This is a genomic window from Acinetobacter sp. 161(2023) (assembly GCF_037027805.1).
Lineage (GTDB): Bacteria > Pseudomonadota > Gammaproteobacteria > Pseudomonadales > Moraxellaceae > Acinetobacter.
This window is the reverse complement of record NZ_JAZEYD010000011.1, coordinates 115,727-141,036: the sequence shown is the minus strand read 5'-3', so window position 1 is coordinate 141,036 and position 25,310 is coordinate 115,727. Positions and strand designations below refer to the sequence as shown.

Annotated in this window: 22 protein-coding genes; 16 read left to right on the top strand and 6 right to left on the bottom strand. The window is 35.1% G+C overall.

The window, feature by feature from the left end; translation table 11 throughout:
• Positions 1 to 22: 22 nt before the first annotated feature.
• From WA249_RS12395 to WA249_RS12375, 5 genes are all read right to left on the bottom strand, one after another.
• Positions 23 to 718: an FKBP-type peptidyl-prolyl cis-trans isomerase gene (locus WA249_RS12395; protein WP_336169085.1), complete on the bottom strand. Its 696-nt coding sequence runs from the start codon at positions 716 to 718 to the stop codon at positions 23 to 25.
• 49 nt (positions 719 to 767) lie between these two features.
• On the bottom strand, positions 768 to 1,493 hold the full coding sequence (locus WA249_RS12390) for an FKBP-type peptidyl-prolyl cis-trans isomerase (RefSeq protein WP_336169084.1): 726 nt from the start codon (positions 1,491 to 1,493) through the stop codon (positions 768 to 770).
• A gap of 186 nt (positions 1,494 to 1,679) precedes the next feature.
• Positions 1,680 to 3,875, bottom strand: a complete 2,196-nt coding sequence (locus tag WA249_RS12385) for a polysaccharide biosynthesis tyrosine autokinase (RefSeq protein ID WP_336169082.1) — start codon at positions 3,873 to 3,875, stop codon at positions 1,680 to 1,682.
• A gap of 21 nt (positions 3,876 to 3,896) precedes the next feature.
• The gene (locus tag WA249_RS12380) at positions 3,897 to 4,325 is read right to left on the bottom strand and encodes a low molecular weight protein-tyrosine-phosphatase (protein WP_336169080.1); all 429 of its coding nucleotides are present in this window, start codon (positions 4,323 to 4,325) and stop codon (positions 3,897 to 3,899) included.
• A gap of 1 nt (position 4,326) precedes the next feature.
• Positions 4,327 to 5,469, bottom strand: coding sequence for a polysaccharide biosynthesis/export family protein (locus WA249_RS12375; RefSeq protein ID WP_336169078.1), 1,143 nt, complete (start codon positions 5,467 to 5,469; stop codon positions 4,327 to 4,329).
• Between the two features lie 162 nt (positions 5,470 to 5,631).
• Between WA249_RS12375 and tviB the strand changes: the two genes are divergently transcribed.
• The 16 genes from tviB (at position 5,632) to WA249_RS12295 (ending at position 23,765) form a co-directional block, all read left to right on the top strand.
• Complete coding sequence (gene tviB / locus WA249_RS12370; protein WP_336169077.1) at positions 5,632 to 6,909, top strand: Vi polysaccharide biosynthesis UDP-N-acetylglucosamine C-6 dehydrogenase TviB; 1,278 nt, start codon at positions 5,632 to 5,634, stop codon at positions 6,907 to 6,909.
• A gap of 29 nt (positions 6,910 to 6,938) precedes the next feature.
• The gene (gene rfbB / locus WA249_RS12365; RefSeq protein ID WP_336169075.1) at positions 6,939 to 7,997 is read left to right on the top strand and encodes a dTDP-glucose 4,6-dehydratase; all 1,059 of its coding nucleotides are present in this window, start codon (positions 6,939 to 6,941) and stop codon (positions 7,995 to 7,997) included.
• Positions 7,997 to 8,869, top strand: coding sequence for a glucose-1-phosphate thymidylyltransferase RfbA (gene rfbA, locus WA249_RS12360; RefSeq protein WP_336169074.1), 873 nt, complete (start codon positions 7,997 to 7,999; stop codon positions 8,867 to 8,869). Before rfbB ends, rfbA begins: the two co-directional genes overlap by 1 nt.
• A 1-nt stretch (position 8,870) precedes the next feature.
• A complete protein-coding gene (locus WA249_RS12355; protein WP_336169072.1) occupies positions 8,871 to 9,725 on the top strand; it encodes a WxcM-like domain-containing protein in 855 nt (284 codons plus the stop codon).
• Positions 9,725 to 10,840, top strand: a complete 1,116-nt coding sequence (locus tag WA249_RS12350) for a DegT/DnrJ/EryC1/StrS family aminotransferase (protein WP_336169070.1) — start codon at positions 9,725 to 9,727, stop codon at positions 10,838 to 10,840. Before WA249_RS12355 ends, WA249_RS12350 begins: the two co-directional genes overlap by 1 nt.
• 1 nt (position 10,841) lies before the next feature.
• Positions 10,842 to 12,098, top strand: a complete 1,257-nt coding sequence (locus WA249_RS12345) for an O-antigen translocase (protein WP_336169069.1) — start codon at positions 10,842 to 10,844, stop codon at positions 12,096 to 12,098.
• 3 nt (positions 12,099 to 12,101) lie between these two features.
• Positions 12,102 to 12,980: a glycosyltransferase family 2 protein gene (locus WA249_RS12340; protein ID WP_336169067.1), complete on the top strand. Its 879-nt coding sequence runs from the start codon at positions 12,102 to 12,104 to the stop codon at positions 12,978 to 12,980.
• Positions 12,981 to 13,019: 39 nt separating this feature from the next.
• Positions 13,020 to 14,012: a hypothetical protein gene (locus WA249_RS12335; protein ID WP_336169066.1), complete on the top strand. Its 993-nt coding sequence runs from the start codon at positions 13,020 to 13,022 to the stop codon at positions 14,010 to 14,012.
• A complete protein-coding gene (locus WA249_RS12330; protein WP_336169064.1) occupies positions 14,009 to 15,073 on the top strand; it encodes a glycosyltransferase in 1,065 nt (354 codons plus the stop codon). The genes WA249_RS12335 and WA249_RS12330 overlap by 4 nt, the downstream gene beginning before the upstream one ends.
• Entirely contained in the window at positions 15,063 to 16,220 is a 1,158-nt protein-coding gene (locus tag WA249_RS12325; protein ID WP_336169063.1) for a glycosyltransferase family 4 protein, read from the top strand. Before WA249_RS12330 ends, WA249_RS12325 begins: the two co-directional genes overlap by 11 nt.
• Positions 16,204 to 16,824, top strand: coding sequence for a sugar transferase (locus WA249_RS12320; protein ID WP_336169061.1), 621 nt, complete (start codon positions 16,204 to 16,206; stop codon positions 16,822 to 16,824). The genes WA249_RS12325 and WA249_RS12320 overlap by 17 nt, the downstream gene beginning before the upstream one ends.
• 24 nt (positions 16,825 to 16,848) lie before the next feature.
• The gene (gene galU / locus WA249_RS12315) at positions 16,849 to 17,724 is read left to right on the top strand and encodes a UTP--glucose-1-phosphate uridylyltransferase GalU (RefSeq protein ID WP_336169060.1); all 876 of its coding nucleotides are present in this window, start codon (positions 16,849 to 16,851) and stop codon (positions 17,722 to 17,724) included.
• A 114-nt stretch (positions 17,725 to 17,838) separates the two neighbouring features.
• A complete protein-coding gene (locus WA249_RS12310) occupies positions 17,839 to 19,101 on the top strand; it encodes a nucleotide sugar dehydrogenase (protein WP_336169058.1) in 1,263 nt (420 codons plus the stop codon).
• Positions 19,098 to 20,768 carry a glucose-6-phosphate isomerase gene (gene pgi, locus WA249_RS12305; RefSeq protein WP_336169056.1) on the top strand — a complete coding sequence of 557 codons (1,671 nt, stop codon included), beginning with the start codon at positions 19,098 to 19,100 and terminating at the stop codon, positions 20,766 to 20,768. Before WA249_RS12310 ends, pgi begins: the two co-directional genes overlap by 4 nt.
• Positions 20,761 to 21,780: a UDP-glucose 4-epimerase GalE gene (gene galE, locus WA249_RS12300; protein WP_336169054.1), complete on the top strand. Its 1,020-nt coding sequence runs from the start codon at positions 20,761 to 20,763 to the stop codon at positions 21,778 to 21,780. Before pgi ends, galE begins: the two co-directional genes overlap by 8 nt.
• 137 nt (positions 21,781 to 21,917) lie before the next feature.
• Entirely contained in the window at positions 21,918 to 23,765 is a 1,848-nt protein-coding gene (locus WA249_RS12295) for an LTA synthase family protein (RefSeq protein WP_336169052.1), read from the top strand.
• A 27-nt stretch (positions 23,766 to 23,792) separates the two neighbouring features.
• Here the strand turns inward: WA249_RS12295 and WA249_RS12290 are convergent, their stop codons facing one another.
• On the bottom strand, positions 23,793 to 25,163 hold the full coding sequence (locus WA249_RS12290) for a phosphomannomutase CpsG (protein ID WP_336169051.1): 1,371 nt from the start codon (positions 25,161 to 25,163) through the stop codon (positions 23,793 to 23,795).
• Between the last annotated feature and the right edge of the window lie 147 nt (positions 25,164 to 25,310).

The window sequence follows — 25,310 nt, the reverse complement described above, 5'->3', positions numbered from 1 at the left end:
GCTTTTTTTATATCTAATGAATCTATTTTGGTAAAACTTGCAGTAATTCAATATCAAAAATTAAAGTATTGTTTGGGCCAATAGTATCACCAGCACCTACTTCACCATAAGCTAGATTTGAAGGAATAAAGAAGCGGGTTTTACCGCCTTCTTTCATGGTTTGCAAACCTTCTGTCCAACCTGTAATCACTTGGCTAAGTTGGAATTCAACTGGATGGTTACGGGCAATAGAACTATCAAATACGGTCCCGTCTAGTAAACGACCTTCATAATTTACTTTAACACGAGATGTAGCTTTCGGTTTTTGACCATTACCTTCTTTTAATACTTGGTATTGAAGACCAGATTTGGTCGTAATCACACCCGATTTTTTAGCGTTTTCTGCAAGAAATGCAGCGCCAGCCTGAGCATTTTGTTGTCCTAATTTTTGAAACTCAACTAACTGTTTAGCTTCTAAAGTTTTTTTATACTCATTAATTGCTTTCGCCATTTCCTCGTCTGTCAAGCTGGCAGATTTTTTCTGTGCGCCTTCTTGAAGACCTTGATAAAAGATATCAAGATTTAAATCTGTTAATGCATCAGTATTATTTCGACCCATTAAATAGCCGTAACTATAACTAAATTGTTCTTTTGCTGGACTTTTATTTGTTATAGGGGGGGCAGCAAAAACAGATAAACTCATTGTTGATGTTGCAATAATTAAACCGATTTTTTTCATGCTGTTTTCCAAAAAAAAGGAGAGTAGTGTTCTACTCTCCTGAATGTTTTTATTTCACTGAAATGAGTTCTACATCAAAAATCAGTGTACTGTTTGCTGGAATACCAGGAACTTCCTGAGGACCATAGGCAAGGTTTGATGGAATAAAGAACGTTGCTTTACCGCCTTCTTTCATCAATTGAAGCCCTTCAGTCCAACCTGGAATTACTTGATTAAGAGGGAACTCAACTGGTTGACCGCGTTTATAAGAACTATCAAAAACCTGACCGTTAATTAAACGACCTTCATAATGTACTTTAACAACTGATTGAGCTGTTGGCTGTTTGCCAGTACCTTCTTTAGTAATGATATATTGCAAGCCAGATGCTGTCGTTTTTACTCCAGCTTTTGTTTTATTTTCTGCTAGGAATTGAGCATCGGCAGACTCGGGAGTAGTACCAGTGGCTTGTTCTGGCTTATTCTGTTGCTGCATTTTTTGCTGTAACTCTTTTTCATAAGCGTTTACAGCAACTTTTAACTCTTCTTGAGTATAAGCACTTGGCTGTTTGCTACGAGCATCATGAATTCCTTTCACAAACGCTTTGGTATCTAACTCAGGTGGAGTTTGCTGAGCAACTTCATATCCAAGTACATAACTAATTTTTTCAATTGGAGAGGCATTTTTATTTGCCTTACTTCCGACTTCTGTGGTCGGATGTTGGCTTGCATAATATACTGGTACAAGTGCAGCACCGCCTAAAACTACAGCGACAGCAATGGGTAAGGCTTTACTCATAAAAGGTTCCAAAAATAATCATTTGAGTCTAAAAGGCTGCTTTTGATCTTAGCATGCTTAAGCATAGAATGTTTAAGAAAAAAAACGAGTGGTTTTTTATATATTTTAATTAGTTTTAATGTGGCTAAACTTAAAAATCAAATAAAAAACCGGATCATTTGATCCGGTTTTTTAATCACTTTATGCTTAATCTTCTTTTTGTGCTTTATATGCGTAAGCATAGTTATAGCCGTAGCCACCACCACTAGAACGTTGGATATCATTAAGGATAAAGCCATTAACCTTAACACCAGCTTGTTCAAAACGGTTAACGGTTAATTCAAGTTCTTTCATATGTGACTTAGCATAACGGGCAACAATTAAGTTCACACCCGTGTACTGAGAAATAATAATACCATCAGTGACTGCAAGCACTGGTGGAGTATCAATAATGATATGGTCATATTGAGTCTGGAACTTCTCTAGTAAGTCTTTGAACTGTGTAGAGCTCAGCATTTCTGAAGGATTGGTTGGGCTTTTACCGCGAGTAATCACGTCAAGATTCGCAACTTGAGTTTTATGTAAAACTTGTGTCAAGTTAGCTTGGCCACTTAGTAGTTCAGAAAGACCAGGTTTGACATCAACATCAAAATATTTATGCATATAACCGCGACGCATATCAGCATCAATCAATAATACTCGTTTATTACCTTGGGCAAAAATAGTTGCTAGGTTAGTCGAAATAAACGATTTACCAACTTCTGGGGATGGACCCGCAATCATAATAATATTATTTTTTGCTGAGGTTAACGCGAAGTGAATGGCAGTACGAATACTACGCAAACTTTCAATCGCAATATCATCGCTACTTTTAACTGCTAAAATAGGAATACTTTTTTTCTTCTTCAAAATACTCATACGAGTCTCTTGAATAGGAGAGCGAGGTACGGTTGCATAAACTGGAAGATCTAATTCATTTTCAATTTGAGTAGAATCATTAACTCCGCTACGCATCACATTACGTAGTAATGCAATTAATCCACCAATCAACCCACCGAAAATTAAAGAAATAATTAAAACTATCAGCTTTTTAGGTTTAATCGGTTTGACAGGTTCTATAGCGGTATCAATGATACGGACATTGCCAATTTCACCTGCATTAGCAATTTTCAGCTGTTGATAAGAGTTAAGTAACGACGTATATAACTCTGTGTTGACCTTCACATCACGATAGAGCTGTAAATATAAACGTTGTGTTTCAGGAAGTTGAGTTAAACGATTGTTGAGATCAGCAATCTTTTTATTAATCTCTGTAATTTGAGCATCGATTTGACGGATTAATGGATGATCATTGGTATATTTTGCTGAAAGTTCTGCTTGCTTCTGTTGTAACTCAATCTTAAGCTTTTCTAGATCAATATTTTGTTTAAGTAACAGTTCAGATTCAGCATTTACATCGACTGTTTTATACTTTTCACGAAACTGATTAAATTTGATTTCGGAATCTTCTAACTGTTTTCTAAGATCTGGTAACTGTTTTTCAAGAAAAGCTAAAGTCTGTTTGGATTCTAGAGACTTTCGCTCAATATTTTGTTTATGATAAACATTTAAAACATTATTGAGCACTTGGGTGATATGCTCTGGATCTTGACCTAAATAGCTTAAACCAATAACACCCGTCATCTTACCTTTTTCAGCAACAGTATAAATTGCATTAAATTGATTTACGGCCGTTAGTAGAGCGAGCTTAGTTAAAGTATAACTGTGATCTTTCAGATTACTATGTGTATTAACCTGAACTTGCCATAACCCTTTTTGTGTATTTAGTACATTTTTCTTATTTAGTAAACCATTAAATACAACTTGATCTTTATAAGTTAAAGTAAATTGATTTGCATCTTTAAACTCTAATTTTAAAGGTTTATCTAAATAATATTCAGGTACACTGAGCTGTTTAACTATTAAATTATTGTTTTGGTTAGCGTAAATTACAGCATCGTGACGATACTCTAGTTTACTTTGGTCTTGTGAGACAAGTTTACCAATTAAACTAGATTGATTATCTTTGATTTTAATATCAAGGTTAAGATTCTGGATGACCTGCCCTAAAACCATTCTAGAACGAAGAATTTCTATCTCTGGATCAGCTGGTGATTTTTGAGATAGACCTCCACTGACTTTAGAAAGATCCCCAAGTAGAGCAGCAGAGGCAGCACCTTTACTGTCTTCAACTTGTACCATTGCATCTACAGAGTAAGTATCAGGAGTTATCCGTAAATATAGCAAGGCACAAATTAAACTTAAGACCATGCAACATGCTATGATTTTCCACTGTGCAATCAATGAAAAGAATAACTCTTTTAAATCGATGCTATCTTCGTTAGTTTTAGAGTTTTGGTTCATAAATTTACAACTAATATACAATTATAATTGAGTGCGCCAATCTTGCACATAGCTTTGAATGTTGCGGCAAGTCTGATCAAAAAAAGCTTGGTCGTGTTGATAAGGATCAGGTACATTTTGTCCTTGCCAATGCCCAAGCCTAAAAATTTTTCCCTTAGCAAAGGGCCAAGTTTGTTCAATATGCTTTTGTTGATTATTGCTCATCACCAAAATTAAATCATTTTGTTTAATTAACTCGGCATTAATCTGACGAGCAACATGGGAACGCATATCGATATTCAACTGATCCATACAATGAATAGCTTTATCATCTGCTGCATGGCCTACTAGAGCCGAAATACCAGCCGAGGAGATATTTAATGTAGGATGTTGAGCCTTTAAAAAGTACTCAGCCATTGGGCTGCGGCAAATATTACCTACACAAACCATTAAAATATTTTGTAGCTGCATGCTAGTTTTTACCCAATTGATCAAAGGTATAAAGTGCACTAGAGAATGGTACAATTTGGTTCATAATACGTTGCCAACGAGTTAGACCAGTTGCATCAATATAAACAATATCATTTTTTTGCATTTGAAATTGATTGGACAATGCAAGGTTACCAATACTGCTCAAGTTAAGCTGATAAATTGTTGATTTTCTTGTTTGTAAATCTGTACGCATGACATAAATACGAGCGGCACTTGCCGAGTATGGGTTAACACCTTCACTTTCCCCCAATACATCACTTAAAGTCATCCCTTGATCTCGTAATGGAATTGCTGAGCTTTTATTAGACTCACCCATAACATAGAGTTTTTGATTCTGTTTAGTATTTACATAGATCGTGTCATTGGGTTGTACTAACAATTTGTGTAGAGAATATCCTTGTTTCTCAAGTGCAACGACATTTAAGTTATAAACTTCACCATTTCGAATGAGTTGAATATCTGTATTGTCGCCGGATTCTTGATTTACACCTCCCGCCATACTTAGGGCTGTATAAATACTAATCGGCTGATCATCTAAAGTATATTGCCCACTTTTCATGACCTGACCATTAACAAAATAGCGTTTAGCTTGGTATGAAAGCACACGAACCACGACATCAGGTGTTTTTAAATACTTTGCAAATTGACTTCGTAAATATTTATTGGTCTCAGCAAGAGTTTTTCCTGCAATATGAACTTGTCCTACAAGTGGTAATTGAACATTTCCTGTAGAGTCAATTGGATAACCAAATGCTTTAATATCAGTAGAAGAACCTTGAATAGGGGGAGTAATTTCAGGATATGCCCAAAGCTGAATAGATAGTACATCCCCTGCGCTTAAGTGGTATTGATAAAAAGGAGTGTTAAACAAAGCACTTATATTTCCTTGCGGACGCAAAGACTCAGAACTGATTTCTGGAATATTGGTTTGGGTGAGTTGTACGACAGAAACTTCCGCTCCTTGTCCTGTTTTAAAAGTACCTTGTTCAGGTAAGTCGTAAGTTTGTAAGCCTGAAGTGACTGCACATCCTGTAAACGAAAGTGAAATGGCTAAAAATAATAATGTGCTTTGATGCTTCACATTCAAACCCTTTATTGTTTGTAATCCAATGATACTTTGCATGAAGACATTGGATTGTAGTCTATAATTAACCCAAATCATACTTTATTTGCTGGGCAGAGATTGTATATTTCGAGAAAATTTTGTTTAAAGTCTGCTATATTATCGTAGTAGGTCGTATCCATGATGTTTCCCCATTTAAAATTAAATGGTTAGGTTTTATATATGTTTCAAATCGAACAACTAAAAATAGCAATTATCGGCTTAGGGTACGTTGGATTACCTTTAGCTGTTGAATTTGGTAAACATAAATCTACAATTGGATTTGATATAGATAAGAAGCGTGTATTAGAGTTGCAAAGTGGACATGATCATACTTTAGAAGTTTCCTCAGATGAGCTGAAACACGTACAGCAGTTATCGTATACAGCAAATATCGAACACTTACAAAAAGCAAATTTCTTTATTGTTACAGTACCTACACCAATCGATGACTTTAAACAGCCAGATTTGACTCCTCTTATAAAAGCATCTCGAAGCATTGCCACAGTATTAAAAAAAGGCGATATCGTTGTGTATGAGTCAACAGTTTATCCAGGTGCGACAGAAGAAGTATGTATACCTGAATTAGAAAAACATTCGGGTTTAAAATTCAATCAAGATTTCTTTGTGGGGTATAGTCCTGAACGTATTAATCCTGGCGATAAACAACGACGTGTCACTAATATTTTAAAAATTACATCAGGTTCTACTCCTGATATTGCTGATTATGTTGATCAAGTTTATAGATTAATTATTGAGGCCGGTACACATAAAGCACCAAGTATTAAAGTCGCTGAAGCTGCTAAAGTCATTGAAAATACACAAAGAGATGTCAATATTGCATTAATTAATGAATTGGCTCTTATTTTTAATAAAATGGGTATTGATACTGAAGATGTGCTTAAAGCAGCAGGTACCAAATGGAACTTTCTAAACTTTAGGCCAGGTTTGGTAGGTGGTCATTGTATTGGTGTTGATCCGTACTATTTAACGCATAAAGCAGAGTCAATTGGTTTACATCCAGAAATTATTTTGGCAGCTCGTCGTTTAAATGATCGCATGGGTGAATATGTTGCAACCCAATTGATCAAAGAAATGGTAAAACAGCGCATACAAGTTGTCGGCGCTCGTATATTAATTTTAGGTTTGAGTTTTAAAGAAAACTGCCCTGATATCCGTAACACCAAAATTGTAGATATGGTGAAAGCACTAAAGGAATACGATTTAGATCTTGATATTTACGATCCTTGGGTAGATAGTGCCGAAGTTGAAGGCGAGTATGGTTTAGCTCCAGTTACGGAATTAAAGCAAGATCATTATGATGCAATAGTTATCGCTGTTGCCCATGATCAGTTTAAAGCAATGTCGAGTCAACAGCTCATTGCACTAGGCAAAGAAAAACATGTTTTATATGATTTAAAATATGTTTTAGATAAAGAACAAAGTGATATTCGACTGTAAAAATTACTAGTTACTAGCATAGGAATTTTATGAAAATTTTAGTCACAGGCGGTGCAGGTTTTATTGGTTCTGCTGTCATCAGAAATATTATAAAAAATACTCAAGATGAAGTATTAAATATAGATAAATTAACATATGCAGGCAATTTAGAATCATTGTCTGAAATTGATACCGATCCACGATATCAATTTCAACAAGTTGATATTTGTGACAGTGAACGTTTAACAGAAATTTTTAAAGATTTTAAACCTGATACTGTTATGCATTTGGCAGCTGAGTCACATGTAGACCGTTCTATCGATGGCCCTGCTGAGTTTATCACAACAAATATTGTTGGAACTTATACGTTATTAGAGGTTGCACGTAAGTACTGGTTACAATTAAATGAAGAGAAGAAAGCCTCTTTTAAATTTCATCATATTTCAACAGATGAGGTTTATGGTGATTTAGAAGGTACAATAGATTTATTCATTGAAACAACACCTTATGCACCAAGTTCGCCGTATTCCGCAAGTAAAGCTAGCTCTGATCATTTGGTGCGTGCTTGGCATAGAACATATGGTTTACCAACTGTAGTGACGAATTGTTCAAACAATTACGGCCCATATCACTTTCCAGAAAAGCTCATTCCATTAGTGATCTTAAATGCACTGGATGGTAAGGCTTTACCGATTTATGGTAAAGGTGATCAGATTCGTGATTGGTTGTATGTCGAAGATCATGCTAAAGCTCTCTATAAAGTTGTGACTGAAGGGAGAGTTGGGGAAACTTATAATATTGGTGGTCATAATGAAAAACAAAATATAGAAGTTGTGAAAACAATTTGTAAAATTTTAGATGAATTAAAACCACAAAATAATCATCAACCTTATGAGACATTAATCACTTTCGTAAAAGATCGTCCAGGACATGATTTACGTTATGCAATTGATGCCTCAAAAATTGCAAAAGATTTGGGCTGGAAGCCTGAGGAAACATTTGAAACAGGTATTAGAAAGACTGTTGAATGGTATTTAAATAATTTAGAGTGGTGCCGTCGAGTACAAGATGGCAGTTACCAAAGAGAAAGATTAGGTGTAAGTGCATAATGAGTACAAAAGGTATAATTTTAGCAGGTGGTTCTGGGACACGGTTGTATCCGATCACAAAAGGCGTTTCAAAACAACTGTTACCAATTTACGATAAACCAATGGTTTACTATCCTTTGTCTGTATTGATGTTGGCTGGTATTCGTGAAGTTCTCATTATCAGTACGCCAGACGATATAGATGGTTTTAAACGATTGCTGGGTGATGGTTCACAGTTCGGTGTTGAATTGAGTTATGCGATTCAACCAAGTCCGGATGGTTTAGCTCAAGCATTTATTATTGGTGAAGAGTTTATTGGCGAAAGTAATGTCTGTTTAGTACTTGGCGATAATATTTTCTATGGTCAAGGTTTTACACCAATGCTACGTCAAGCCGTGACACGTCAAAAGGGTGCAACTGTATTTGGTTATCAAGTCAAAGATCCTGAACGTTTTGGTGTTGTTGAGTTTGATGAGCAAAAACGAGCAGTATCATTAGAAGAAAAGCCAAAACAACCAAAATCGAATTTTGCAGTTACAGGACTTTATTTTTACGATAATGATGTAGTGAAAATTGCAAAACAAGTAAAACCTTCAGACCGTGGTGAACTTGAGATTACGACAGTGAACCAGATGTATCTAGACCGTGGTGATCTCAATGTTGAGTTACTTGGACGCGGTTTTGCTTGGTTAGATACAGGCACACATGCAAGCTTGCTTGAAGCAGCACAGTTTGTTGAAACCATTGAAAAACGTCAAGGTTATAAAGTGGCGTGTCTTGAAGAAATTGCACTTCATAATGGTTGGTTGACGAAAGCTCAAGTGTTAGAAATCGGCCAAAGCATGAGTAAGAATGATTATGGTCAATATTTGATTTCTTTGGTAACTGAATAAAATGAGCCTTGTAAAATTAATTGACTTGCCGAGTTTGGGTGATGAACGAGGTGGTTTAGTTGCGATTGAGTCTAATCAGTCAATTCCTTTTGATGTGAAGCGTTTGTATTACATCTTTAACACGTCAAAAAAACCGCGTGGTTTTCATGCTCATATTGATTTAAAACAAGTTGCAATATGTTTGAAAGGTAGTTGTAGATTTATTCTCGATAATGGCTCTACTAAAGAAGAGGTTGTTTTAGATAACCCGACCCAAGGTTTGGTTATTGAGGGACTGATCTGGCGTGAAATGCATGATTTTTCAGAAGATTGTGTATTGCTGGTTTTAGCAAGTGAACACTTTACAGAGCAAGATTATATTCGAGATTACGATGAATTTTTGCATGTCGTAAATCAGCCTTATATTCATCCATTATCTGATGTTAAATCCAAAAATATTGGTCAGAAAACAAAAGTTTGGCAATATAGTGTGATTTTCCAGAAAGCGGTTATTGGCGAAAATTGTAATATTTGTGCACACACTATGATTGAAAATGATGTGCAAATTGGTAATAACGTCACAATTAAATCAGGTGTGTATGTATGGGATGGGATTACGCTAGAAGATAACGTTTTTATTGGTCCTAGTGTTACTTTTACAAATGATAAGACCCCCCGTTCAAAGCAATATCCCGATGAGTTTCTAAAAACTATAGTTGAACAAGGCGCAAGTATTGGTGGTAATGCTACCATTTTACCCGGCATAAGAATCGGTCGAAATGCATTGATTGGTGCAGGCGCAGTAGTAACTAAAGATGTTCCGGAAAATGCAATTGTAGTAGGAAATCCTGCAATTATTAAAGGCTATGTGAAATAATGATTCCTTTCTTAGATTTAAAAAGTATAAATAGTCAATATCGTGCAGAACTAATCGAGGCTTGCACTCGTGTTATAGATTCTGGATGGTATATAGGTGGAAATGAGCTAGCTCAATTTGAACAAAACTTTGCGGAATATTGTGGAGTAAAATTTGCAATTGGAGTTGCAAATGGTTTAGATGCCTTGATTCTTACGCTTCGAGCATGGAAAGAGTTGGGGAAACTAAATGATGGTGATGAAGTAATCGTCCCATCAAATACATACATTGCAAGTATTTTAGCAATTACTGCCAATAACCTAACGCCAGTTTTAGTTGAACCAGATATTAATACTTATAATATTGATCCAAGCAAGATTGAAGCTGCTATTACTCCAAAAACAAAAGTAATCTTACCTGTTCATCTATATGGGCAATTAGCAGAAATGCCTGCAATCATGGCAATTGCAAATAAATACAATTTACTTGTTTTAGAAGATTCAGCTCAATCACATAGTGCTGAAATTAATGGAATAAAAGCTGGAAACTGGGGCGATGCTTCGGGTTTCAGTTTCTATCCTGGTAAAAATTTAGGTGCATTAGGTGATGCTGGTGCTGTAACCACTAACAATGAAGAGCTTGCACAAATGTTACGTGCTCTTCGTAATTATGGTTCCCATGAAAAATATAAAAATTTAGTACCTGGTGTAAATAGTCGTCTTGATGAAATTCAAGCTGCCATGCTAGATATTAAATTAAAATATTTAGATCAAGAAGTAGCTCATCGCCGTAAAATTGCGCAATTGTATTTACAGAATATAGTAAATCCTTTAATCAAATTACCTTTAGCTGAGAAAAATGCTGAAGAATATCAGCAACACGTTTGGCATTTATTTGTAATTCGTACCGAGCATCGTGAAGCTTTACAAAAGTACTTGGCTGAACAAGGCGTACAAACTTTAATTCATTATCCTATCCCACCTCACAAGCAACAGGCTTATAAAGAATGGAATGATTTAAGTTATTCTATATCTGAGCAGATTCATGCTGAAGTGATGAGTTTACCTATTGGTCCTACACTAAGCGTGGAAGAGGCTGAGAAAGTAATTCAGATTTGTAATAATTTTAAAGTCTAAAATGAATTTACTAAAAACAAGTGTACTAAATGGCGTGGCTGTTTTAATTAAAACGGCCACGATGTTTATTTTAAATAAGATTTTAGCTGTTTATGTGGGGCCGGCAGGTTATGCTGCTATTGGTCAGTTTCAAAACTTCATACAAATGGTGACAACATTTGCCGGTAGTGCAATTAATACCGCCGTTATTAAATATACTGCAGAGTATTATGAAGATGAAACCAAACAGCGAAGTATATGGAAAACAGCAGGAAGTATCGTTTTACTGTTTAGTTTAATTTTTTCATTCATTATTTTAATTTTTCAAAAACAGCTTTCAGTTTATATTTTTCATACTGATCTATATCAAACAGTTTTCGCTTGGTTTGCTGTATTTTTGACTTTTTTTACCTTTAATGCACTTTTTTTAGCCATCTTAAATGGTAAAAAAGAAGTTTTAAGATTAGTTGTCGCAAATATTGTTGGTAGTATTTTTTCTTTAGCTGTAACGAGTCTATTAGCCATAAAGTATAGTTTATATGGCGCTTTGGTTGCACTTTCAATTTATCAGTCCTTAGCTTTTTTGGTGACTCTGTTTTTATGCTATAAAGCCAATTGGTTTAGATTTTCATATTTGTTTGGAAAAATAGATAAGACCATAGCAAAAAAGTTTGTAGCTTTTGCATTGATGGCATTGGTCAGTGCTGTCTGTGTTCCTCTTTCTCAAATGGCGATTCGAGGCTATCTTACTCATGAGTATGGCATGATCTATGCAGGTTATTGGGAAGCTATGATCCGCCTAAGTGCAGCGTATTTGATGTTGGTTACGACAACCTTAGGAGTATATTACTTGCCACGGCTGTCGGAATTATCAAAACTTGAGGACATCAAGTCTGAGGTTTACTTGGGTTATAAATTTATATTTCCTCTGGCAGTTACAGGCGGTTTGGTTGTTTATGGCTTACGTGATTGGATTATTAGTTTATTGTTTACTAAAAATTTTTTGCCAATGCGTGATTTATTTTTATGGCAAATGATTGGTGATTCTTTAAAAATTGGGAGCTGGATACTTGCATACCTGATGCTAAGTAAGGCAATGACCAAACTGTTTATCATTACAGAAATTGTATTTGCTTTAACCTCAATTTTATTTACAATTTTATTCACAAAAGTGATGGGCTTTGACGGTGTTTCCATGGCTCACCTTGTAAATTACGCTTTGTATTGGGTTGTCATGGGCTTATTGATATTTAAGCTTTTGAAAGAAAAAATGAGTTAAAAGATGCTATTGAAAGAACAACCTTTGGTTTCTATTGTTATACCCTGTTATAACCATGAAAAATATGTACAAGACTGCATAAAAAGTGTCATTGCTCAAACTTATCAAAATATTGAACTTATAATTATTGATGATGGTTCAAAAGATGAGTCTGTCGAAAAAATTCAACAACTTGTGAGTCAGTGCCAAGAAAGATTTGTTCGGTTTGAATTTAGACATCGATCAAATAAAGGCTTGTGTGCCACCTTAAATGAAGCTCTTGAATGGTGTCAAGGTCAGTATTATTCAGCTATAGCTTCAGATGACGAAATGATTTCACATAAAACAAAGTATCAAGTAGATTTCTTGGAAAAACATTTAGAGTGTGTCGCACTATTAGGTGGTGTAATATTAATAAATGATTCAGGTAAAGAAATTAAAAAAGCATCGAGAAAAGAATCTAACCATGATTTTTCTAATATTTTTTTAATGAAGCATGGTTTAAATGTTTGTACACAAATGGCAAGATTATCAGTGATTAAACAAGTTGGATGTTATAATGAATTGTTTAAAATTGAAGATTGGTATATGTGGTTAAAATTAGCTAATTTTGGAATAATAAAAAATGTTGAAGAGATTTTTGTTAGATATAGGTTGCACGAAGATAATACTATTAAAAAAGGAGAGTTGATATACCAGGGATTGATGGAAATAGCAAATGAGTATAAGTTTCATAGCTTGTATTTAAAAGCAATTAAAAATATTATTTGGATTCGAGTGGCGGCAATAATTATTTCTGATAAACGGAAAGGAGGGGATTTCTTTATGGTAACTTTACTTTCTGATCCAATGGTAATATTTTCAAAAAATTTTTATAGATGTTTAAGGAATTTTTTTAAATAAAATAATCTAAATTTATTGTTTTATTTTGGGCGGTGTTTCTTGAATAACTTAACTTTTAAATCCAATACTATTATATTTTTTATATTGTTGCTTTTGCTTTTGCCAACTTATAATTATCTATTTATAGGTAGTATGGAAACAGCATTAGATCGTGACCAATATTTATATATGATGGAATATCCATTTGGGGGGAGGGAAGAGCCTTTAATCCATGTTTTATCTTGGTCTTTAGGTTTTATTGTTGATAGTCCTTTTGTTAAATTAGTATTAATTCAGAATTTTTTTATTATTCTACTATTATTGGTTTTTGCATTTTTTTGTGATATTGGAAAGTATACAGGAGTTTCTAAATTTCTTTTATTTTTTTTAGTTTTTTTAGTTGTTTACTCAAATATGTTGGGTGTTCAGTTAAGAGTTGGCTATGCAACTATTATATATTTATTTTTAGTATTTTCTATATTAGGTTGTAGTTATTTAATAAATAAAAAAACACTATATTTATTCTTGCCTATTTTAATGCATTTTGGAACTTTTTTTTCATGTTTATTTTATTTAATTTATGCTTTTTTTAAAATTAATAACTATAGAAGAAATTTAATATTTATCTTGTTAATGTGCTTTTTGGTGTTAATATTATTTAAATTTATTCCAGTAGTTCTCAGTTCTATAGGTATAAATGCATACTATTTGGATTATTTGAATCGTGATAGTGTCTTGAATGATGGTAGAAAATATCCTTTTACTTTGTTTTTTTATATATTTATTTTATTTTTATTATTTTTAAATAAAAAAATTTATAGAACAGAAGCATACTATTTTTGCTACTCTGGACTAGTTCTTATATTCATGGCAATATTTCTTGACTTTTATGTTGCATATAAATTTCTATTGCCAATATCTGCATATTCTTTCATTTTTTATATGAAAAACTTTAATATTAAGTATGATAATATAATTTATTATATTTTGATTACTGTGGTTGTATTTTGTATTTTTTATTATACTTTTTCTAAGCAGGTAGGTTTATTTTGAATATTTTATATGTAATTACAGGTTTGGGGTTGGGAGGGGCTGAACGAGTAGTTGTTGACCTTGCCGATCAAATGGTTGAAAACGGGCATACTGTTAAAATTGTATATTTGAAAGGAAATATAATAGTTCGTCCAAAAAATTCATCTATTGACCTTATAGGACTTGATTTTGATGATGCCAAAAATTTTTTTAAAGCTTCCAAAAAATACAAGAAAATAGTTAAAAGCTTTAAACCTAATGTTGTTCATGCACATATGATACATGCTAATATCTTTGCAAGATTAAATCGCATAGGTTGCAATGTTCCAAAGTTAATTTGTACAGCCCATAATTCAAATGAGGGTGGAAGACTTCGAATGCTAGCGTATAAATTTACAAATTCTCTTTCGGATATTAATACAAATGTTAGTAATGAAGCATCTAAATCTTTAATTTCTAAGGGTGCATTTACTAAAGCTAATCTGCTGACCGTATATAATGGTATAAATTTAGAAAAATTTAACAAAATTGAAATTAATAATAAAAATAATAATGAAATAAAATTTCTTTCTGTTGGTCGATTTAATGATCAAAAAGATTATCCAAATTTACTAAAAGCGATTGCTCTATTAAAAGACAAAATTAATGATAATGTAAAATTCTATATTGCTGGCGATGGAGATTTAAGACAAGATATTGAAGATTTAATACAAGAGTTAAATGTACAAAAAATTATTACATTACTCGGAAAAAGATCAGATATTCCAGAGTTGTTAAATGATGCACATTTTTTTGTTTTACCATCTAAGCATGAGGGTCTACCTACGGTCGTTATAGAGGCAATGGCTTGTCAAACTTATGTTATTGCAACAGATTGTGGTGGTAGTGCTGAGATTATGGGGAATACAGGAATACTTGTTCCTATACAAGACAGTAAAGCTTTATCTGATGCGATTATTCATGTATTGTCTTTAGATGATGATATTATTAAAAGTAATAATCTAAAGGCTCGTCAAAGGGTAGAGGATTTATTTTCATTAGATACATCTGTAAAAAAATGGTTAGAACTATATGTATCATAAAAAAATAGCATTGATTGGTACAACAGGTTCTAGTTTTTATGGCTTTCGCGCAGATTTAATCAAGCAGTTAGTTTCTGAAGGCCATATTGTTTATGCCTTAACCTCAGAATATAGTGACCAATGCTTAGAAAAAATAAAAGGATTAGGCGCACTGCCTGTTACATATCAATTGAGCCGAGGAGGCTTAAACCCTTTTGCAGATATTCAATCGTTTTTACAACTGAAAAAAATACTAAAAAGGATCCAACCAGATATTGTCTTTTCTTATTTTGCCAAACCTGTGATTTATGGAAGCATGGCTGCTAAAGCGGCAAAAGTACCAAGTGTGATTGGAATGTTGGAAGGGTTAGGATTTACATTTACTGACCAACCCGAGGGACAAACGGCTAAAACCAAAATCATTCGTAATATTCAAGTACTACTGTATAGAATGGCTTTTCCATGTCTAAATAAAATAGTTTTTTTAAACCCTGACGATCAACATGACTTAATTCAACACTATGGTTTACATGTACCAGAAGTGCATGTTTTAGGTGGGATTGGTTTAAATTTGTCGGATTATCCTCCCATGGATGCAAAAATATCGCCTGTTAAATTTTTATTTATAGGGCGATTACTCAAAGAAAAGGGTGTGTTTGAGTTAATTCAAGCAATTCGGATTGTGAAGTCAAAATATCCACAAGCACATTTTACAATTTTAGGGGCGATTGATCATCAAAATATGGGGGCCTTAAAACAGGCAGAGTTAGATCAATTAATTGCTGAAAAACTATTCGAATATCCAGGTTATGTTACAAATGTAAATCAATGGATAACAGATTCTAGTGTGTTTGTTCTGCCATCATATAGAGAGGGTGTACCACGTAGCACTCAAGAGGCAATGGCAATTGGACGTCCAGTGATTACAACAGACGTCCCTGGTTGTCGTGAAACTGTTGAGGACGGCATTAACGGTTTTCTAGTTCCTAGGTGGGATCCAAAAGCTTTAGCAGATAAAATGTGTTACTTTATAGAAAATCCTGAGCAAGTGAATATAATGGGTTTGAAGAGCTATGAAATAGCACAAGAAAAATTTGATGCTGAAAAAGTAAACGCCAAACTTATAGATATCATGGGTTTAAAAGATCTAAATGAAAAGACTAGTTGATATTTTTATTGCTTCTGTAGCATTGATTCTGCTTTCACCTATTTTTTTATTTGTTGCTTATAAAGTGCGTAAAAATTTAGGCTCCCCTATCTTTTTTTATCAAGAGCGGCCAGGTAAGAACGGCAAACTTTTTAAAATGATTAAGTTCCGTTCAATGAAGGATGCCTTTGATGTTCAGGGAAATCCATTGCCAGATGAAGCACGGATTACGCCATTTGGCCAGAAGTTGCGCTCTACTAGCTTAGATGAAATGCCCCAGCTTATTAACGTATTAAAAGGCGATATGAGTGTGGTGGGGCCTCGTCCGATGCTAAAAGACTTTGTTGCTTTATATTCACCCGAGCAAGCGCGTCGTTTAGAGGTTCGTCCTGGAATGACTGGTTTAGCTCAGGTAAGTGGACGTAATGAGTTGGATTATGAAGAACGTTTTAAATGTGACGTTTGGTATGTGGATAATCACAGTGTTTGGGTTGATTTTAAAATTATGTTTAAAACCGTCAAAGTGATGTCAAGGCGTGAAGGTATTAATGCACCTGGTCATGTAGGACCATCTTTATTTAAAGGTAATGATGTCCAAGAAAATGCCGATTCATCTGTAAAGTAAATTTTATATCTTGAAATATTTCTTATGATCAAAAAAGCAGTTTTACCAGTAGCTGGTTTAGGAACGCGTTTTTTACCCGCAAGTAAGTCAATTCCAAAAGAAATGGTTACTGTTGTTGACCGTCCAGCTATTGAATATGTAGTGCGTGAAGCGGTGGAAGCTGGAATTGAACAGATTATTTTAGTGACTCACTCTTCAAAAGCTTCGATTGAAAATTATTTTGATCGAAACTTTGAATTAGAAACTATATTAAATGAAAAGAAGAAATTGGATTTGCTTGCAGAGATTACGCAAATTATTCCTTCTCATGTGAGTATTGTGAGTGTACGACAACCTCAGCCTCTAGGCTTAGGACATGCTGTTTTATGCGCAAAAAGTGTAGTAGGACTGGATGATTTTGCTGTGTTATTACCAGATGTATTGGTGAAAGATAGCTCGGGACAGAATGATTTGTCGCGTATGATTTCCCGTTATGATGAAAGTCAAGCGGCACAGATAATGGTAGAAGCAGTGCCTGATCACCTAGTAGATCAATACGGTATTGTTGATGTTGTTCAAAGCCCAGATGAAGGTAAAAGTATAGCTATGCAGGGTATTGTAGAAAAACCTAGCGTTGGTTCTGCACCCTCTAATTTATCTGTTGTTGGTCGTTATGTTTTACCTGCAAAAATTATGCAATTACTGGAAAATACACCGAAAGGTGCAGGTAATGAAATTCAATTAACAGATGCAATTGCTATGCTGCAACAAACTGATGTGGTTGAAGCTTATCGTATGCAAGGGCAAACCTTTGATTGTGGTAGTAAGCTTGGTTATTTAAAAGCTGTTCTACATTATGGTATTGAACATCCTAAATTGGGAAATAATTTTAAACAGTTGATTCAAGAACTTAAATTATAAAATTTGTAGCTCAACTTAAGTATTTGTAAAAAATAATGAAGATGTGAGTGATTCAATATATTCTCTTCTCGTAGTGAGAAGAGAATTCTATAGAATATTAAAATCAGGTGTACAATGAAAATCGCGGTATTTGGAACCACCTTGCACGCTGGTGTAATGGCAGCATTATTAGCTGAATATGGTAATCAGATCTATTGGTGTACAAGTGTCACCTGTGAAGAAAATATATCTGTACTTTCGTATCAAGATCAAGAAGTTAATCATTATTTAAATAAGCAAAGAAAAGCAGGTTTTTTAAAAGAAAGTCCTTTTTCTCAAATTCCTTTAGATATTGAAGTTTATCTATTCTGTTTTAGCCCAACACAAATAGACCTAGCTTTAAAAACAGTTGAGAAGTTAAGTGAACGTCCAATAGTTCATCCAAAGTTAATGGTTAATGGTTCAACTTTTGGTTTACATGGGACAGAAAAATTAAAGCAACATTTACCTAAAGACGAGTGGGTTTATTTTCCTGACGTGATTCAAGAAGGCAATGCGATTAATAGTGTACTCAATGTAAAACATGTTATTGTTGGTGTTGAATCGAGCTCTGCTCAAGACACAATGCAAGAATTATTGCGTCCATTCTTCCGATTTAGCTATCAATATTTATTCATGCCGATTTTAGATGCCGAATTTACCAAACTCAGTATTTCAGGCATGTTGGCGACTAGAATTAGTTATATGAATGACCTTGCCCTAGTTGCTGAAAAGTTGGGTATTGATATAGCTAATGTAAAGCATGGCATTGCTGCAGATACACGTATTGGTGCAGCTTATTTGTCGGCAGGAGTGGGATTTGGTGGGGAAAATTTTTCACATGATATTTTAACACTCTCTAGTACGGTTTCTGAAACAGGTGTGAAAAGTCGACTTCTAGAACAAGTGTGGGCGATTAACGAGCAACAAAAAGAAATTTTATTCCGTAAATTGTGGAATTATTATCATTGTGACTTGAGTGGAAAGACAGTTGCAATTTGGGGAGCCTCATTTAAAGAGAATACTCTAAGTACGCATAACTCACCTATTCATATTTTATTGGCTGCTCTTTGGGCTCAAGGCGTAAAAGTACGTTTACATGATCCCCAAGCTCTTGATGAAATTGCAGCCTTGTATGGAAATCGTGAAGATCTGATTTTATGTGCTGATCAATATGAAGCAGCACAAGGGGCGCATGCTTTGTGTCTAGTTACGGCATGGAAGCAGTATTGGAGTCCTGACTTTAAACAGTTACAACAATTGATGCAGCATCCACTTATTTTGGATGGGCGTAATATTTATGATCCAGCATATGTGAAATCTAAAGGTTTTGCTTATGAAGGAGTAGGTCGATTATGAGTAAATCTATCGAGAAGTTTCCTAAAGAGCTAGTTTCACCTATTGCACAGCTCCATTCTTTGGTTGAGAAAAATTCAAAAGCACATATAAAAGAATTATTCGCGTCAGAGCCCGATCGATTTCAGAACTACTCTGTAAAGTTTGATCAACTGGTTTTTGATTATAGTAAGCACCGCGTGACTAAGAATGTTTTAGAGCAATTGGTAGCTTTAGCAAAAACTAAACAATTGACTCAGTGGATTGAACGCTTATTTTCTCAAGATAAAGTCAACTGTACCGAACAGCGTGCGGCAATGCATTGGGCTTTACGCTTACCATCAGAGTACTCTAAGTTTCCAGAATTAACTCAAAAAGTTCATATCCAATTGCAGCGTATGTATGCATTGGTTGAAAAAATCCATGCTGGACAATATCGTGGGGCTACTGGTGAAGTCATTCAAGATGTCGTTAATATTGGGGTAGGAGGGTCTGATTTAGGGCCTCAAATGGTGACCCATGCATTATCGGATTTTAAAGTAAAGACAGCTAAACCACTTAATGTGCATTTCGTATCGACGATGGATGGTAGTCAGTTATCGGAATTGCTTCATCAACTGCGCCCAGAAACAACTTTATTTATTATTTCATCGAAGTCATTTGGCACCATTGATACCTTGTCTAATGCGCAAACTGTTCGACAGTGGCTTGAAAAAGTATTAGGAAAACACGAACGGGTTGTAAAAAGCCATTTTATTGGTGTTTCTACAAAAGCGGACAAAATGTCAGAGTGGGGGATTGCACCTGAAAACCAATTACTGCTTTGGGATTGGGTTGGGGGACGTTATTCTCTTTGGTCATGTATTGGTTTACCTATAGCATTGTCAGTTGGTGTTGATGGTTTTCAGCAGCTTTTAGCTGGAGCTCATGCTATAGATGAGCATTTCCAAAATACAAGTTTTGAGCAGAATATTCCTGTACTCATGGCATTGTTAAGTGTTTGGAATAATAATTTTTTAAATATTCAGACCCATGCTGTATTACCTTATGATGGACGTCTAAAATATTTTGCTGCCTATTTACAACAACTCGAGATGGAGTCTAATGGTAAATCCGTACAACGTGATGAGCAAAAAGTTGAGTTAGATACTTGTCCAATCGTATGGGGTGAGGTTGGACCGAATGCTCAGCATGCATTTTACCAGTTACTTCACCAAGGAACTCAAGCTGTAAGCTGTGATTTTATTGCACCTGTACAACGTTATAATGCGGACCATTTCACTTATGTAGAAAATGCTGAGGCATTGATTGAACAGCATCATCTTGCACTTTCAAACTGTTTAGCGCAATCAAGATTATTGGCTTTTGGTAATGAAGCATTGGATGCGAAAGAACTAGAAAAATTGCCTATTTATAAGCAATATGAAGGGAACCAGCCGAGTTCAACATTACTTTTAAAAGAACTTAATCCCTATAGTTTAGGGATGTTAATTGCTTTATATGAGCATAAAGTATTTGTTCAATCTGTAATCTGGAACATTAACCCGTTTGATCAATGGGGGGTTGAAAAGGGTAAACAGATTGCCGATCAGTTACTTCCGATTCTAAATGGTGTTCAAAATGATCTCTCGGCACTTGATGATTCAACGCGTGGATTGATTAAAATTTTATTAGGAAAAATAGATGGCTAAAATTCTGGTTACTGGTGGTGCAGGCTATATTGGTTCACATACTTGCGTAGAGCTTTTGAATGCAGGTCATGAAGTCATTGTTTTTGATAATCTTTCAAATAGTTCAGAAGAGTCTTTAAATAGAGTTCAGGAACTCGCTCAAAAAAGTTTAACTTTTGTAGAGGGGGATATTCGGAATGCAGATGAACTTGATCGTGTATTTCAAAATCATACAATCAATGCAGTGATCCATTTCGCAGGTTTAAAAGCAGTTGGTGAAAGCCAAGAAAAACCGTTTATTTATTTTGATAATAATATTGCAGGTAGTATTCAACTGGTTGAGTCAATGGAGAAAGCCGGTGTCTATACACTCGTGTTTAGCTCATCTGCGACAGTATACGATGAAGCAAATACGTCTCCTTTGAATGAAAAAATGCCTACAGGTATGCCTAGTAATAATTACGGTTACACTAAATTAATCGTTGAGCAATTATTACAAAAATTGTCTGTTTCTAATTCTAAATGGTCGATTGCTTTACTTCGTTATTTTAATCCAGTAGGTGCCCATAAAAGTGGACGTATTGGTGAAGATCCACAAGGTATTCCAAATAATTTAATGCCTTACGTTACGCAAGTTGCTGTTGGTCGCCGTGACAAACTTTCTATTTATGGCAATGACTACGATACAGTGGATGGTACAGGTGTACGTGATTATATCCATGTTGTTGACTTAGCTAATGCACATTTATGCGCTCTCAATAACCGTTTAAAAGCGCAAGGTTGCCGTGCATGGAATATTGGCACGGGTAATGGCTCATCCGTATTACAAGTTAAAAATACCTTTGAACAGGTTAATGGTGTAGCTGTAGCTTTTGAATTCGCACCACGCCGAGCAGGTGATGTAGCGACTTCATTTGCAGATAATGCCCGTGCTGTTGCTGAACTGGGTTGGAAGCCACAATACGGCTTAGAAGATATGTTGCAAGACAGCTGGAAGTGGCAAAAAAATAATCCAGAAGGATATAAAAATTGATTATTTAATTTTTCTAAATATCAACTATCTATAGTTATCATTCTAAGATAAAACTCTTTTCTGAATAAAGGCTACAGTTGTAGTGAGTACTTTCATGCTAGTATTCGCCGCAATTTTGTTAGCCTCTTTTTGTCGTCATGGTTTTTCTACGTCAACAATTTTTATTTATTTTTATTGCTTTCTTATCCACCTGTCTGGGTGTATATGTTGCGTGGGATATGAACCTGAGTTTAAGTAAATTTTATACTTATTTCAGTTTGCCTCGAGCATGCTTCTCTTTGCTCTTTAATTATACAGTGATTCAACTATTTTTTATTTTATTGGGACGAAAGTATGCAGCATTGATCCTCAGCCAACTTGTTGTTATTTTTCTCAATTTTATTAATCAAAAGAAACAGCAGTATTTGTTTAGTAACTTAAGCCCAGAAGATATTTTCTTGTTGCCTGAAGCCATGAAAGCCTCACCCTGGTTGTTAGAATTGGTCTTTTTTACCACAATTGTGGTTTTTTTTGTGATGCTACTGGTCGCAGTTCGCAAAGAAAATAAAGCGACATTTCATACCTATGTACCGAACATGGTTATTTTTGGTCTGTTGTGTAGTAGTCTGATCTACTTAAATTTTATTAAAATTCCAACTGAAACCTGCGGTCCCGAAAACAGACCGGCTTTTTGTAGATACTTAAACTCGTTTCCAAATACTCGAAATAGTTGGGTTGGTGATTATCGGAATATTCAGGACTATGGTTTTGCGACCTTTTATGTGTCTAAACTACTCGACAATGTCACCAGTGTTTTGCTGCCTAGCCGAAAAGTGTCTGAACGGACCATTCAGCAGATAATGCAGCAATATGTTAAGCCAGAAGAAATGGTACAACAGAATAAGCTACAGCAATATCCAAATATTGTGGTGGTGATGGAAGAGTCATATTGGGATGTACGGCAGTTAGACTCCCAATTACCTCAAAATATCGCGCCATTTTTTAATAAAAATCAGGCGACGCGGTTGTTGTCTCCTGTGTTCGGTGGGGGAACAGCCAATGTCGAATTTGAAGTATTGACCAGTTTAAATACTGCTTTTTCCCCAAATGAAGTGTTGTATGTATCTAAGTTGAAAAAACCAGTTTATGCCTTGCCATTTTATTTAAATAGTTTGGGTTATCAAACTGTTGCCATGCACAATAACTATGGTTATTACTATAACCGTAATAAGGTTTATCCAGATTTGGGCTTTCAAAAATTTATTTCACTGGAGAATATGGTTGCGGAAAAAGATCAAGAACAACATATTAATGCAGGTGGTTGGGCAACGGACGATTTAATTTTTAAGTCTCTTCAAGACACTCTGAAGCAGAATCCAGAGCAGCCAAAATTTATTTATGCAATCACGGTGGAAAACCACCCGATGTATGACGATGAGCGCTATGGGAAACAAGACTTTAAGTTTAGTCAGGCTTTATCTGAAATTGATCGGCGGAAATTGAGTACTTATACAGCAGGTACTATACGTGCCAATCAAAAATTGCTTGAGTTAAAGCAGTTTTTAAAAACAGTAGATCGACCAACAATTTTGCTGGTGTTTGGTGATCATTTACCAAATCTGCAAGGAGTTTATGATAATTATAATTTCTTTAAAGATGATCCCGAGCGGAAAAATTTAAAGAATTATCAAACACCTTTCGCAGTGTGGAGCAATTACAAGCTAAGTAAAAAACCGTTTAAGCAGCCGTACATCGCTGCGAGTTTTGTAGCACCGAAGTTACTGCAAATGTCGGGTATACCGCTCTCAAATTATTATCAATTTATTCAGCAAGTTTCACAGTGCTATAACGCAGTTCATCAAAAGTTTCTATTGCCTGGGGAAAACTGTGATGTCGATCAAAAGGCACTGTTAGAACAGTACAAAAGTCTAAATTATGATGTGCTAGATGGGCATAATCATACTTATAAAATTATGCAGAATACGCAAAAAGAGATGGAACAATAATGTTCCATCTCTTTGATATGTGTGTTGTTAAGACTGGATTAATCCAGTTAACTCGTCTACATAATGCTGCATCGGTTGAGCTTGGCGGTCTGCACGGCTTTCAATGTTAAGGCGTAGTAAAGGCTCAGTGTTCGAAGCACGCACATTAAAACGCCATGCACCAAAGTCGAGGCTTACACCATCGGTGCGGTCAATTTCTGGATTTTGCTCGGCATAGAAATCAAAAATCTTTTGAATAGTGATTTGTGTATCAGCTACTTTAAAGTTGATTTCACCACTGCAAGGAAACCTAGTAATCATGTTTTCAACGAGTGTTGATAGAGATTGTTCAGTTTCAGAGAGGAGTGCAACGGTGAGTAACCAAGGAATCATACCGCTGTCGCAGTAAGCAAAGTCACGGAAATAGTGATGGGCACTCATTTCGCCGCCATATACGGCATTTTGTTCGCGCATGACATCTTTAATAAAGGCATGACCTGATTTTGATTGTACGGCAACACCTTTGTATTCATCTACGATATCAAATGTATTCCACACTAAACGCGGGTCATGAACAATTTTCTCGCCTGATTGTTTAATCAAGAAAGCTTGAGCCAATAGACCAACAATATAGTAGCCTTCAATGAACTGACCCTTTTCATCAAACAAGAAACAGCGGTCAAAGTCGCCGTCCCAAGCAATCCCTATATCCGCTTTATGCTCAAGTACAGCATTTCGGGTACTGTCACGGTTTTCAATTAAAATCGGGTTAGGAATCCCATTTGGGAAAGTACCATCTGCTTCATGATGAATTTTAATAAATTCAACTGGTACGTTAAGCGCTTTAAATTTTTCTTCAATGGCATCAATCACGTGACCAGCTGCACCATTACCCGCGTTTACCACCAACTTAAGTGGGCGGATTTTTGCCGGTTCAATATAGGTGATTAAGTGGTCAACAAACTCAGGCAAAATGTTATAACTTTGAGTTGTACCTTTTTTGCTAACTTCTTCAAAGTTATTGGTTTCTGCTAAAGCCTGAATTTCTTTTAGACCCGTATCTGCACTAATTGGACGAGCATTTTCTCGAACCAATTTCATACCGTTATAGTCCATTGGGTTATGACTAGCAGTAACTTCAATACCACCTTGTACATCTAAATGAAAAGCGGCGAAGTAAACTTCTTCAGTACCAGTCATGCCTAAATCAAGCACGTTTACACCTGCATCATTTAAGCCGCGGATAGTAGCTTGTTTTAAAGCCTCACTGCTTAGACGAATATCACAACCTACAACCACAGTCTTTGGTTTGTAGATTTGTCCATAAGCGCGGCCAATTTTATAAGCAATTTCTTCATTTAATTCGGTGCCGAGTTTGCCTCGGATATCATAGGCTTTAAAACACGTTAAAGTAGTCATTATTCAATTCAATATTTGGTTTGGGTTGTAGAGATCATTATAATTTATACATAAATGTATATGTTTGGACGTTTGCGTATATTTTGCATATTAAAAATACACTTTTGTATCTTTTAATAGCAGAAATATACATTTTGAGATAGTTCC

Bases quoted from the DNA above. Each gene is read 5' to 3' on its own strand.
- WA249_RS12395 (WP_336169085.1), bottom strand. From the start codon at position 718: ATGAAAAAAATCGGTTTAATTATTGCAACATCAACAATGAGTTTATCT.
- WA249_RS12390 (WP_336169084.1), bottom strand. From the start codon at position 1,493: ATGAGTAAAGCCTTACCCATTGCTGTCGCTGTAGTTTTAGGCGGTGCT.
- WA249_RS12385 (WP_336169082.1), bottom strand. From the start codon at position 3,875: ATGAACCAAAACTCTAAAACTAACGAAGATAGCATCGATTTAAAAGAG.
- WA249_RS12380 (WP_336169080.1), bottom strand. From the start codon at position 4,325: ATGCAGCTACAAAATATTTTAATGGTTTGTGTAGGTAATATTTGCCGC.
- WA249_RS12375 (WP_336169078.1), bottom strand. From the start codon at position 5,469: ATGCAAAGTATCATTGGATTACAAACAATAAAGGGTTTGAATGTGAAG.
- tviB (WP_336169077.1), top strand. From the start codon at position 5,632: ATGTTTCAAATCGAACAACTAAAAATAGCAATTATCGGCTTAGGGTAC.
- rfbB (WP_336169075.1), top strand. From the start codon at position 6,939: ATGAAAATTTTAGTCACAGGCGGTGCAGGTTTTATTGGTTCTGCTGTC.
- rfbA (WP_336169074.1), top strand. From the start codon at position 7,997: ATGAGTACAAAAGGTATAATTTTAGCAGGTGGTTCTGGGACACGGTTG.
- WA249_RS12355 (WP_336169072.1), top strand. From the start codon at position 8,871: ATGAGCCTTGTAAAATTAATTGACTTGCCGAGTTTGGGTGATGAACGA.
- WA249_RS12350 (WP_336169070.1), top strand. From the start codon at position 9,725: ATGATTCCTTTCTTAGATTTAAAAAGTATAAATAGTCAATATCGTGCA.
- WA249_RS12345 (WP_336169069.1), top strand. From the start codon at position 10,842: ATGAATTTACTAAAAACAAGTGTACTAAATGGCGTGGCTGTTTTAATT.
- WA249_RS12340 (WP_336169067.1), top strand. From the start codon at position 12,102: ATGCTATTGAAAGAACAACCTTTGGTTTCTATTGTTATACCCTGTTAT.
- WA249_RS12325 (WP_336169063.1), top strand. From the start codon at position 15,063: ATGTATCATAAAAAAATAGCATTGATTGGTACAACAGGTTCTAGTTTT.
- WA249_RS12320 (WP_336169061.1), top strand. From the start codon at position 16,204: ATGAAAAGACTAGTTGATATTTTTATTGCTTCTGTAGCATTGATTCTG.
- galU (WP_336169060.1), top strand. From the start codon at position 16,849: ATGATCAAAAAAGCAGTTTTACCAGTAGCTGGTTTAGGAACGCGTTTT.
- WA249_RS12310 (WP_336169058.1), top strand. From the start codon at position 17,839: ATGAAAATCGCGGTATTTGGAACCACCTTGCACGCTGGTGTAATGGCA.
- pgi (WP_336169056.1), top strand. From the start codon at position 19,098: ATGAGTAAATCTATCGAGAAGTTTCCTAAAGAGCTAGTTTCACCTATT.
- galE (WP_336169054.1), top strand. From the start codon at position 20,761: ATGGCTAAAATTCTGGTTACTGGTGGTGCAGGCTATATTGGTTCACAT.
- WA249_RS12295 (WP_336169052.1), top strand. From the start codon at position 21,918: ATGGTTTTTCTACGTCAACAATTTTTATTTATTTTTATTGCTTTCTTA.
- WA249_RS12290 (WP_336169051.1), bottom strand. From the start codon at position 25,163: ATGACTACTTTAACGTGTTTTAAAGCCTATGATATCCGAGGCAAACTC.